This window comes from Paracoccus haeundaensis, assembly GCF_006239215.1.
In the GTDB taxonomy this organism is placed as follows: domain Bacteria; phylum Pseudomonadota; class Alphaproteobacteria; order Rhodobacterales; family Rhodobacteraceae; genus Paracoccus; species Paracoccus marcusii.
The window spans coordinates 1-10,870 of the sequence record NZ_VDDC01000059.1; the positions used below are offsets into that span (position 1 = coordinate 1).

Sequence of the window (10,870 nt, forward strand, 5' to 3'; positions counted from 1 at the left end):
CAGCGCAGCGTCAGCCTTCAGGGCAGAGGCGACAAATCAACTTTGCCAGTTCGCGACAATTCTACTTTGCTTCTACATATCACCTTCCGATAATCGGACTTATGTCACATCTTGAACTGATCGACATCAAGGTGCCGAACAAAAGTTGGTTGGAATGCGTGACGCGCGGAGACAAAGGTTACGTCTCAACTGCAAAGGCCATGACGGTTCTCAATTCTCGCGCGGCAATCCTATCGACGATCGCCCCCGCACCGTCTGAACCCACACATTCGGCCCAAGCATTTCCGACAGCTTGGCGGTACAACAGCCCGCCATTGTCGAGCCTTGTCGCACCGTGAAAGCCTGATGTCGTTCGCCCTACTCACTGATCCTCAATATCGTAAGCTGCAGTGTGAAACGCGACCTCAAGCCGCTGGACCTTGCCGAACAGGGTTACCAGTTCGGCGGAGCGGGCTTCCGGAAGATCACGCCCAAAAGCATCCACCTTTTCCTTCAGCCACTGTGCCTGGGCGCGAAACTCTGGGGCCGCATGGAGGGCGATCCAGTCCTGACGCATGGGGTCGGTCAGCGCGGCGTCTCGATGCGCAGTGCACCATGTCCAATACATCCACTCCGCGGCGAACATCGCGGTGATGATGTCGGCGAAATCGCCATCGCGGGCGATGGCCAGCATGCCGTCGCGGAACCCCGCCACACGCGGGTCGGCCTGCAGGGCCGGATCCGGGGCAAGTCCGCAGCGCGCATAGGCGTCGCGGAAATAGTCCATCTGCCCATGGGCCAGTGCATCCAGCGACGCAATCAGCTTGCGTCGGTCCTGCAGGTTGTCGGCCTTGGCGACCGCATAACCGAAGATCGCGATGGCGGTTTCGACGAACGCCCCCTCGATCAGCAGATAACGGTCGAAGGCCGTGTCCGGTAGGGTGTCGGTCGCCAGATCGCGGACGAAGGGATGGGTGACCATCGCGTCGAACGCCGCGGCCTCCTCGGTCAGCATCCGCTCGGACAGGGTCACAGCCCGGCCTCGGCGGCGGCGACGAAGCGGCGGACGCGTTCCGGTTCGACGGGATTCCACCAGACACCGCCCTCCTTCAGCGACGACGCCACGATCACGCCATTGGTCCGGCCCAGGATGGCCACGATATTGTCTTCGGTCACGCCCGAGCCGACCAGCAGCGGCAGATGCGTCGCGCCGCCGATCTCGTCGATCTCGTCCATGCTGGCGCTATCGCCGGTGCGCTGACCGGTGGCGATGATGCAGTCGCTGTCGAAAAAGCCCAGGTCGCGCGTCAGTTCGGGGATGGACCGGTCCGCCACGATGGCGTGGCTGCCGTGCTTTACATGCGCGTCGGTGAAGATGCGGACATGTTCGGCGCGCAGCAGCGACCTGTAGCGCAGCGCCTCTGCCGCGCGCCCTTCCATGAAGCCCTCGTTCGCGACATAGGCGTTGGCCCATTGGTTCACGCGGATGAAATCGGCACCCCCTGCCACGGCGGTGGCCAGCGCCGGAAGCGGGGCGTTCGCCAGCACGTTGATGCCGATGGGCAGGCCGAAGGCGCGCTTGATGCGATCGGTCACGACGGACAGGAAGGCCGGGGTCTCGGGGCCGATCTCGTCGGGCTTGGAAAAGGGAATGTCGCCGTGATTTTCGACGATCAACCCGTGCATTCCCCCTTGCACCAGACGTTCCGCATCGCGCATGCAGGTATCGTAGATGTCGTCCATCGACGCACCGCGATACCGCGGCGCACCGGGAAAGGCAGGGCAATGAATCATTCCGATCAAGGCCTTGTCTCGTCCGAAGATGTCGCGGATGGCCCCTGCGGGTCGGTCGGAAATCAGTGTCATGGGTTGACCTTTCAAGAAAGCGGAGAGTGGTGATGAAGGCATTCGTGATCGGGAACGCGGCGCTGGACGAGACCGTGTCGGTCGACGACTTTCCCAGGCCGGGTGCCTCGATCTTCGGGCAGGCGCTGTCGCAGGATCTGGGCGGCAAGGGGGTCAATCAGGCGGTTGCGATGGCCCGGACCGGGCTGGCATGTCACCTGATCGCCGCGGTGGGCCAGGACGCCCGCGGGCGCGAGATCGCGGCGCGCCTGGCGGCCGAGCCGGTGATGGCGCAGCTGATCGCCCTGCCCGGCGTGGCGACCGACAATTCGATCATCCTGATGGCCGGTCATGGTGAAAATGCCGTGATCACCACGCGTGCCGCGGCAGGTGCCATGACCCCGGACCACGCCATCGTCGCATTGGAAAAGGCCGCACCGGGCGATCTGCTGGTCCTGCAGGGCAATCTGGGTGCGGCGACGACCGGCGCGGCATTGCGCGCGGCCCGGGCGCGCGGGATGCGCACCGCGCTGAACCCCTCGCCCATGCAGGATTACGTGGCCGAACTGTGGCCTCTGGTCGATTGCGCCTTCGTCAACGAGGACGAGGCCGCGATGCTGGGGGGTGACGCGGCGCTGCTGGCGCAGGGCGTTGCCGAGGTCGTCCTGACGCTTGGCGCGCGCGGCGCGGCCCTTGTCCGTCCCGGCGCACGGATCGACGCGCCGGCATCCCCCTGCGTGGTCGTGGACACCACCGGGGCTGGCGACTGCTTCATGGCGGTGGCGCTGGCGTCGGCCGCGCTGCGGGGCGCACCCCTGGACGCGCGCGCGCTGCGCCACGCGGCCATCGCGGCGGCCTGGACGGTGGGACGCGCGGGCACCGTCAGCGCCTTTCCCGACACGGGCGCGATGCGCGCGATCCTGGCGGGCGACTGATCCCGTCACCGCGCGACCAGCCAACCGAACAGGTTCTTCCACAACGTGCCATAGCCCGGCCAGTCGCAGAATTCGGGCGACAGCCAATGCGGTCCCACATCCGACGTCCAGGCCGCCGTGCGCCCCTGCCCGTGCTGGCCCAGGACCAGCAGCGGGTGGCCGCCCTGATCCTCGGGAAGGCGCGCCACGACGGTCGCGCCGTCGCGGACCATCACCTCGTTCACGCCCAGGATCGGCGGCCAGGCGGCGGGCATCTCCGCCATCACCGGATGGTCGGGCAGCAGGATGTCGGCCTGCGCACCTTCGGGGATCTCGACGCGGTCGTCCCAGGGGTGGCAGGTGACGGGCAGCGTGTCCTCGACCGCGGTGTTGCGCCAACGCGCCCGACCGTCGATGCCCTGGAACGAGAAATACCCCCCGATCATCAGCAGGTTGCCCCCCTGCGCCACCCACTCCTTCAGCAACCGCAACCGGTTCGGCACGGTCCTGGACCGCAGCCAGACATCGGGCGGCAGCAGGAAGGTGTTCGCGCCGATGTCCGACAGAATGATGATGTCATAGGGCGCCAGCCCCTCCATCGCGAAGGGAAACCCTTCGGCGGCGTCATGGGCGGTCATGTAGTCGATGTGGAAATCGCTCTCCTTCATCGCCTCCAGCAGGGGCGTCGCCCCGGTGTGGAACCGGACCGAGCCGAACTGGTCGAAGCCCTTGTAATGCGTTTCCGAGGTGGTCCAGCTTTCGCCCACCAGAAGCACGCGGGTTGTCATGGGTCGTTCCTTTCGCGGATGTCAGAAGGTGGCGTCGAAGACGCGGCGCGGGTTCGTCACCATCAGCCGGTCGCAGTCGGAGGCCGACAGGCCGTGTCGCATCAGGCGCGGCAGGAAATGGCGGGTCACGAATACGTAGCCGTTGCCGCCATAGCGGGTCAGCATCATCTTGATGAACACGTCCTGCGACAGCAGGATGCGGTCCAGGAACCCCTGTTCGGCCAGGCCCAGGATGGCGCGGGCGACCTGGTCGTCGGACGGGCACTGCACCCCCTGATCGGCATAGAAGAAATCCATGCCGATCATGTCGAATTCGACAAAGGCCCCCCGCTGCGCCAGCGTCGCCTGATAGACCGGATCGTCATGCGAGGGGTTCATGTGGCACAGCACCGTGTGGCGCAGGTCCCCGCCCTCGGATTCGACGACGTCCAGCACCCGGTGCCCAAGCCGGAACCAGCCCGGCAGATGCACCATCAGCGGCAGCCCGGTGCGCGCCTGCGCCCGCGCCGCGCCGCGGAGCGACTTCTCCTCCTCGGCCGTGAAATCGGACGACACGCCGATCTCTCCGATCAGGCCGATGCGGGCATCGGTGCCGTCGGTGCCGGTCAGCGCCTCGGCCACGATCTGATCCGCGATGTCATCGATGGACAGGCGCGCCACCGTGTCCGGCATGGAGCTGGCCAGGTAATAGCCCGCGCCCATCACGATGTTCAGCCCGGTCTCGGTCGCGATCCGGCGCAGGGTCGTGGGGTCGCGCCCGATGCCGCGGCAGGTCGGGTCCACCACGCTGCGCCCGCCCGCGGCGGTGAAGGCGCGCAGCTCCGCGATCGCCAGGTCGGGGTCGTCCAGCGCGATGTTGTGGCGGTTCACGAACGGGTCCTGGCGCAGTTCGGACAGGATCTCGATGCCGACAGGGCTGTCGGCCAGATATTGCCGCGCCGGGTCCGTGGGCGCGTTCCACCAGCAGCGACAGTCGTTCTGCAGATGCTCGTGCATCAGCGTGTGGCCCAGATCTTCCGAGGGGATCGGGCCGGTGACGGTCATCACCTGGCCCGACCGGACATGGCAGGGGGACAGCTCGCTCATCCGCGTGCCCTCCCGAAGCGGAAGCCCCGGTCGAACAGCTTGGTGTTCAGCCAGATGGCGACCAGGATGATGGCGCCCGTCACGATCTGCGTGAAGAACGGAGAGATGTGCAGCAGGATCAGCCCGTTTCCGATCACCGCGATGGTCATGGTGCCCAGGACGGTGCCCAGCATCGAGGCCTTGCCGCCCATCAGCGACGTCCCGCCCAGCACCACGGCCGCGATGACCTGCAGCTCGAACCCCTGCGCCGCGTTCGACGACCCGGAGCCGAGGCGCGCCGCGATCAGCATCCCCGCCACCGCCGAGGCCAGCCCCGCCACCACATAGACCGAGGCCAGCACGCGTTTCGCGGGCATGCCCACGCGGCGCGCGGCCTCCATGTTGGACCCCACCGCGATCACCTGCCGCCCATATTGCGTGCGCAGCATCACGACAAAGCCCAGGACCGCGATCAGCAAGGCGATCAGCGCAGGCACCGGAAAGCCCGCCAGCGTACCGCGCCCAAGCCAGAAGAAACCCGGCACGTCGGTGATGGGGATCGAATAGCCCTCGGTCAGGTACAGCGCAAAGCCGCGCAGGATCGACAGGCCCGCCAGCGTCACGATGAAGGCCGGGATGCCCTGGTACGAGATGAACCACCCCTGCACCGCGCCGACCCCCGCGCCCAAGGCCAGCATCAGCAGCACGACGACCGGCCAGGGCAGGCCCGCGCCGATGGCGATGGCGCAGACCGCGTTGACCAGTGCCACCTGCGATCCGACCGACAGGTCGATCCCGGCGGTGGTGATGACCATGGTCATGGCGACCGCCACGATCAGGATCGGCGCCGCCTGACGAAGGATGTTCAGCAGGTTGCCCGCGCTGAGAAAGGTCGAACTGGCCATCCCGAAGATGGCCATGCACAGCAGGAAGAACATCGCGATGGACAGGACCTGCGCATGTTCGCCCACGAAATCGGCCAGGGGCGACCCGGCCTTGCGTTCGGTATAGACAGCCATCAATGGCCTCCCTTGCCGACGATCAGGTCGACCAGTTCCTGAAGGTTCGTGTCGGGGGTCAGGCGTTCGGCGACCTTGGTGCCCTCGTACATGACGGCGATGCGGTCGCAGACGCGGAACAGGTCCTGCATCCGGTGCGTGACCAGCACCACCGCGACGCCGCGCGCCTTGACCCGGTTGATCAGGGCCAGCACGGCCTCGACCTCGGCCACGGCCAGGGCCGAGGTCGGCTCGTCCATGATCAGCACCTTGGGGTCGAAGCTGGCGGCGCGTGCGATGGCGATGGCCTGGCGCTGACCGCCCGACAGCTTCTCCACCTTGGCGGTCAGGCGCGGGATGCGGATCTCCAGCGCCGCCAGCATGCGTTCGGCCTCGGCCAGCATGCGGGGCTGGTCCAGGAACGGGCCACGCTTCAGCTCTCGGCCCAGGAACAGGTTTCCGACGACATCGACGTGATCGCACAGCGACAGGTCCTGATAGACCATCTCGATCTTCTGCGCACGCGCCTCGGACGGCGTGGAAAAGCGCACGGGCCTGCCGTCCAGCAGGATCTGCCCGCCATCCGGGACATAGGTGCCCGACATCACCTTGGACAGCGTGGACTTGCCGGCGGCATTGTCGCCGATCAGCCCCAGGCATTCGCCGGCGCGGATGTCCAGGTCCACCCCGCGCAGCGCCTGATGCGACCCGAATGTCTTGGTGATGCCCTGCAGGGACAGGATCGCGGGGTGACCTGCAGGGGGATGGTCCCCCTGCCTGAACTGATGGACCGCTGCGATCACTGGAACGCGGCCCGATAGGGTTCGACGTTCTCCTGCGTGACGATGGTGACGGGGACCGAGATCACCGGCTCGACCGTGCCGCCATCCGCCAGCGTGCCAAGCGCGGTCACGGCCGCCGCGCCCATGCCCGCCGGGTCCTGCTGGATCACCGCCTTGACATAGCCCGCATCGATCCCGGCAATCGCCTGTGCGGTCAGGTCCCAGCCATAGACGGCGATGTCGGCCTGCCGACCCTGGCTTTCCACGGCCGCCACCGCGCCAAGCAGTGCGGGCTCTCCCGTCGCATAGATGGCGGTCAGGTCCGGGTTGGCGGTCATCAGGTTCTCGGCCGCCCCCAGGGCGGTGTCCTGCACGTTCTGGCCGTCCACCGTGCCCGCGATGCTGACCTTGGCGCTGTCCAAGGCACCCGTGAACCCGTCCATGCGCACGTTCTGGATGAACGAGTTCAACGCGCCCACGATGCCCAGGGTGGACCCTTCGGGCAGCGCGTCGTTGACCACGGCCGCCAGGTCGGCGCCGGCCTGGGCGTTGTCCACGCCGATCTGGGCCGATTGCGGCCCTTCGGGCAGGATGGCGTCGATGGCCACGACCGGGATGCCGGCATCGACGGCCTGCTGGACTGCGGGCATGATGCCGTTCACGTCGATGGCCACGACGGCGATGCCGTCCACGCCCTCCTGGATATACGTCTCGATCGCGCTGTTCTGCGCCGCGGGATCGTTGTTCGCGTTAAAGATCAGCAGTTCGGCGCCCGCGGCATCGGCGGCCTCCTGCGCACCACGGTTCATGTCGTTGAAGAACAGCGCCTGCTGGTTGATCTGGACCAGCGCCAAGGTCTTGCCGTCCTGCGCCAGCGCGGGCAGGGCCGCAGCGATCAGGCCGGTCGTCATCATCGCACCCAGGGTGCGGCGGGTCAGGGTCGTCATGGTCATTCCTCGCTGTTGGGGTTGCGGTGGAAGGGGCGGACCGGCGGCGCAACAGAGTTCCGCTCGATCAGCGTGACATCCAGCAGCACCTCTGACGGGTGATTGGCCGGATCGGCATTGTCCGTCGCCAGCAGCAGCTTCAGCGCGTGCTGGCCCAGGTCGCGGACAGGCTGACGCACCGCGGTCACGGCGGGTGCGAAAAGATGCAGCGGCCCCACGTCGTCGAACCCGACGACAGAGACCTCCTGCGGAATGGGAATGCCGGCCTCTGCCAGAACCTCGTACAGGCCGATCAGCAGTTCGTCGGACGTGGCAAAGATGGCCGTCGGACGGGACGCCGGGTCCTGCGCGACGAAGGCCTGGCCAGCCGCGCGTCCGGCAGAGACGGTGTAAAGCCCGCTGATCCGGTCGATCGCATGATCCGGCCCCGACACCTCCGCGATCCCGGCAGAAAAGCCCTCGAAGCGGCGGGCGCCGCTGACCATCTCGTCGACGCCGCCGACGAACAGCACGTGCCGATGGCCCTGTTGCGCCAGATGACGCCCGGCCAGCCAGCCGCCGCGACGGTTGTCGCAGAAGATCTTGGGGGCGGTCGTGCCCACAACATCCTCGTCCACGACCACGCAGCGCGGAAGGTGGTTGATCTTCTGGGCCAGCCTGTCGGTGCCGGCATGGTTGGTGACGAAGATCAGACCGTCGGCATGGCCGGTCCGCACCAGGTCGAGATAGGAGAGTTCGCGTTCCGGAGAGTTCAGCGTCGCGTAAAGCGCCAGTGCCAGCCCCATGTCGCTTGCCTCGGCCTCGACGGCGCCGACCAGCGCGGCAAAGAACGGGCTGGAGATGTCGGGAACGATCAGGGCGATCGTGTCCGACCGCCCGAGGCTCAGGCGCCGCGCATGAGGGTTGGGCGTATAGTTCAGGGTGCGGATCGCCGCATCGATCAGGGACGCGGTCCGTTCGGGCAGTTCCAGAGAGCCGTTCAGATAGCGCGACACCGTCGCCTTGGAGACGCCAGCCGCTGTCGCAACATCCTGAAGATTGGCCACGCGAGTCCCCTAAAGCTTATAAAGCGGTTTAGTAAACTGGTTTATAAGCCGACGATGCCGCGACGATTTCAGTCTGTAAAGATAAATTTAAGGGGTCAGTGAGTATCGCCGGTTTTTTCAGCAGCGCCCGATGTGCAAGTCGATCGTCGCCATCCTGCACGCCCTGTCGGGTACATGTTCTTGTTGCAATGCGACATTCCGGCGATGCCGTGTGCCGGGAACCGCCCGTGCGATCCTTGTGTGAACCTTAACGTGACGTGCGCCAGGCCGTTGAACTGCGTGCTTTCGAATTTGGTCAGGCTCATGCCGTGCGCGTCGCGGGATGACGCCAGGACGAAAATGGTGGTCATGCACTAGCATCGGGCGCCCTGTCCGCGTCAGACGCACCCGATCTGCGTCACAACGACAACACCTCCGTTCGGCACCGAGAGACCGCAAGGCAACCTTGTCATCCCCGTCATGCGCAAGGTGTTACCGCATGTCGCACTCCACCCTGTTGCAACGGACTCCTTCAAGGATCGCCGCCCCAAGTTGCCGCACAGGCGATGGAGCAAATCTTACTCGATCCGGGAAATCCCCAAGGAATTCCGCGCCGCGCACCATGCGCCTGCGCAGATTTCTTAGGAACGATGCGCCCGCGTAACGCTTGACCCCAGTATTTCAAGACCAAGAGGGCAAAGCATGAAAAGACTGGCACAGCATCTGGGCCTGCGGGTCGACCCCACGATCTTCTTCATATCCGCAGGCCTCAGCCTGATCTTCGTCGTCCTGCTGGTGGCGATGCCCGGTCCCATCGGGGCCGCGTTTTCCGTCAGCCGGGCCTGGATCGTGACCAACCTCGGCTGGTTCTTCATCCTTGCGGTGAACGTCTGGCTGGGCTTTCTGATCTATGCGGCGATGTCGCGCCACGGGCATATCCGTCTTGGGCCGCGCAACTCTCGGCCCGAATATTCCAACCTCTCGTGGTTCACGATGCTGTTCGCGGGCGGCATCGGCACGGTGCTGATGTTCTGGGGCGTGGCAGAGCCGATCAGCCATTATCAGTCGCCGCCCTTGCCGGGGGTCGAACCCTTCACCCTGACCGCGGCCCAGGATGCCATCGCGATATCGCTCTATCACCTTGCGCTGCACACCTGGACGATCTTTGCCCTACCCGGGCTGGCCTTCGCCTATTTCATCAACCGCTATGACCTGCCCGTCAGGGTCAGTTCCGTCTTCTACCCGCTGCTGCGCGAGGGGATCTATGGCCCCGTGGGCAAGACGATCGACATCGTGTCCATCCTGGGCACGCTGTTCGGGGTCGCGGTCTCGCTCGGCCTCGGCTCGTCGCAGGTCGCGGCGGGACTGTCGGCGCTGTTCGGCTGGTCGAACGACACCGGGTTGCGCCTTGCGATCCTGGGCAGCCTGACGATCGTTGCCACGATCTCGATCGTCGCCGGCTTGGACAAGGGGGTGAAGCTGCTGTCGAACGTCAACATCGGCATGGCCGTGGGCCTGATGCTGTTCGTGTTGGTGACCGGATCGACCCTGTTTCTTCTGCGCGGCGTCGTCGAGACGATCGGCCTGTACCTGTCCAACCTGCCGCGCCTGGCCTTCTGGAACGACATGCTGCACGGCGGCGGGATGGATACCGGCGAATGGGGCTGGCAGGGCGACTGGACGGTGTTCTACTGGGCCTGGACGGTCACCTGGTCGCCCTTCATCGGCCTGTTCGTGGCGCGGATCTCTCGCGGGCGCACGGTCCGGGAATTCGTCTTCGGCGTCCTGCTGGCGCCATCGCTGTTCACCGTCATCTGGTTCGCGATCTTCGGCTGGCAGGCGATGGCCATCGACGGCCTGGGAGAGGCGGCGCGTGCCGCGATGGGCCCCGCCGCGGGCAGCATCAGCAACGCCGTCAGCGAATCCGTGCCGCTGGCGATGTTCGCCTTCTTTGCGGAACTGCCCTGGGCACCGCTGATGCAGGGGCTGGCCGTGCTGGTCGTAGCGATCTTCTTTGCCACCTCGTCGGATTCGGCGTCGCTGGTCGTGGACATGCTGTGCACGGGGACGGCGGAACCCGGACCCGTCCGCCAGCGCGTCTTCTGGGGCCTGGCCGAAGGCGCCATCGCCGGAACGCTGATCCTGCTGGCAGGAGAGGCCGGGCTGACGGCCCTGCAGGAGGTGATCACGGTCGTCGGGCTGCCGATCTTCCTGCTGGTTTCGATGATGATCCCGGCCCTGATCCGCGGATTCGCCGCAGAGGAGATCGACCACATCACGATCGGCAAGCGTCCCGCACTGAGCGAATTCGACCCCGCCGCCACCGACGAGGCCGACGCCTCGGCCAGGTGACGGGTCGCCCCGTCCCCGGCCGAACGCCCGCGGCTCAGTCGCGGGCGTTCGCCTTGCGCAGCCGCCACAGGCTGGCGCCCAGCACGATGATTGCCATCATGGCATCCGATTTGGGCGTCGGCGCATCCGTTGCGTCACGGCCTGTCCCGGACACGCCGATGGCCTTCTGGCCCGA

At 66.2% G+C, this 10,870-nt stretch carries 12 protein-coding genes; 3 read left to right on the plus strand and 9 right to left on the minus strand.

What is annotated here, in order from left to right; translation table 11 throughout:
- On the plus strand, positions 1-338 hold a 338-nt coding region (locus tag FHD67_RS20765), incomplete at its 5' end, for a hypothetical protein (RefSeq protein ID WP_218062357.1).
- A gap of 23 nt (positions 339-361) precedes the next feature.
- Here the strand turns inward: FHD67_RS20765 and FHD67_RS19110 are convergent.
- Together FHD67_RS19110 and FHD67_RS19115 are read right to left on the minus strand one after the other, a co-directional pair.
- The gene (locus tag FHD67_RS19110) at positions 362-1,012 is read right to left on the minus strand and encodes a TenA family protein (RefSeq protein ID WP_232303381.1); all 651 of its coding nucleotides are present in this window, start codon (positions 1,010-1,012) and stop codon (positions 362-364) included.
- Entirely contained in the window at positions 1,009-1,845 is an 837-nt protein-coding gene (locus tag FHD67_RS19115; protein ID WP_046001571.1) for a BtpA/SgcQ family protein, read from the minus strand. The genes FHD67_RS19110 and FHD67_RS19115 overlap by 4 nt, the downstream gene beginning before the upstream one ends.
- A gap of 32 nt (positions 1,846-1,877) precedes the next feature.
- Here FHD67_RS19115 and FHD67_RS19120 point away from each other — a divergent pair, with 32 nt between their 5' ends.
- Positions 1,878-2,759: a PfkB family carbohydrate kinase gene (locus FHD67_RS19120; protein WP_139599712.1), complete on the plus strand. Its 882-nt coding sequence runs from the start codon at positions 1,878-1,880 to the stop codon at positions 2,757-2,759.
- A 5-nt stretch (positions 2,760-2,764) separates the two neighbouring features.
- On the opposite strand, the gene FHD67_RS19125 is transcribed toward FHD67_RS19120, so the two are convergent.
- The 7 genes from FHD67_RS19125 to FHD67_RS19155 form a co-directional block, all read right to left on the minus strand.
- Positions 2,765-3,526 (minus strand): glutamine amidotransferase, encoded by a 762-nt coding sequence (locus FHD67_RS19125; RefSeq protein WP_139599713.1) that lies wholly within the window; start codon positions 3,524-3,526, stop codon positions 2,765-2,767.
- 21 nt (positions 3,527-3,547) lie between these two features.
- A complete protein-coding gene (locus FHD67_RS19130) occupies positions 3,548-4,612 on the minus strand; it encodes a phosphotriesterase family protein (protein WP_139599714.1) in 1,065 nt (354 codons plus the stop codon).
- Positions 4,609-5,610 (minus strand): ABC transporter permease, encoded by a 1,002-nt coding sequence (locus FHD67_RS19135; RefSeq protein ID WP_139599715.1) that lies wholly within the window; start codon positions 5,608-5,610, stop codon positions 4,609-4,611. Before FHD67_RS19135 ends, FHD67_RS19130 begins: the two co-directional genes overlap by 4 nt.
- The gene (locus FHD67_RS19140; protein ID WP_239441407.1) at positions 5,610-6,392 is read right to left on the minus strand and encodes an ATP-binding cassette domain-containing protein; all 783 of its coding nucleotides are present in this window, start codon (positions 6,390-6,392) and stop codon (positions 5,610-5,612) included. The genes FHD67_RS19135 and FHD67_RS19140 overlap by 1 nt, the downstream gene beginning before the upstream one ends.
- Positions 6,389-7,318, minus strand: a complete 930-nt coding sequence (locus FHD67_RS19145) for a substrate-binding domain-containing protein (RefSeq protein ID WP_139599716.1) — start codon at positions 7,316-7,318, stop codon at positions 6,389-6,391. Before FHD67_RS19145 ends, FHD67_RS19140 begins: the two co-directional genes overlap by 4 nt.
- Positions 7,319-7,320: 2 nt before the next feature.
- Positions 7,321-8,364 carry a LacI family DNA-binding transcriptional regulator gene (locus FHD67_RS19150; protein ID WP_139599717.1) on the minus strand — a complete coding sequence of 348 codons (1,044 nt, stop codon included), beginning with the start codon at positions 8,362-8,364 and terminating at the stop codon, positions 7,321-7,323.
- Positions 8,365-8,459: 95 nt separating this feature from the next.
- A complete protein-coding gene (locus FHD67_RS19155) occupies positions 8,460-8,714 on the minus strand; it encodes a hypothetical protein (protein WP_139599718.1) in 255 nt (84 codons plus the stop codon).
- A gap of 331 nt (positions 8,715-9,045) precedes the next feature.
- On the opposite strand from FHD67_RS19155, the gene FHD67_RS19160 reads away from it, so the two are divergent.
- Positions 9,046-10,695, plus strand: a complete 1,650-nt coding sequence (locus FHD67_RS19160; protein ID WP_139599719.1) for a BCCT family transporter — start codon at positions 9,046-9,048, stop codon at positions 10,693-10,695.
- Positions 10,696-10,870: the final 175 nt, after the last annotated feature.

Excerpts from the sequence above, each read along its gene's own strand:
- FHD67_RS19115 (WP_046001571.1), bottom strand. The coding sequence starts at position 1,845 with ATGACACTGATTTCCGACCGACCCGCAGGGGCCATCCGCGACATCTTC.
- FHD67_RS19120 (WP_139599712.1), top strand. The coding sequence starts at position 1,878 with ATGAAGGCATTCGTGATCGGGAACGCGGCGCTGGACGAGACCGTGTCG.
- FHD67_RS19125 (WP_139599713.1), bottom strand. The coding sequence starts at position 3,526 with ATGACAACCCGCGTGCTTCTGGTGGGCGAAAGCTGGACCACCTCGGAA.
- FHD67_RS19130 (WP_139599714.1), bottom strand. The coding sequence starts at position 4,612 with ATGAGCGAGCTGTCCCCCTGCCATGTCCGGTCGGGCCAGGTGATGACC.
- FHD67_RS19135 (WP_139599715.1), bottom strand. The coding sequence starts at position 5,610 with ATGGCTGTCTATACCGAACGCAAGGCCGGGTCGCCCCTGGCCGATTTC.
- FHD67_RS19145 (WP_139599716.1), bottom strand. The coding sequence starts at position 7,318 with ATGACGACCCTGACCCGCCGCACCCTGGGTGCGATGATGACGACCGGC.
- FHD67_RS19155 (WP_139599718.1), bottom strand. The coding sequence starts at position 8,714 with ATGACCACCATTTTCGTCCTGGCGTCATCCCGCGACGCGCACGGCATG.
- FHD67_RS19160 (WP_139599719.1), top strand. The coding sequence starts at position 9,046 with ATGAAAAGACTGGCACAGCATCTGGGCCTGCGGGTCGACCCCACGATC.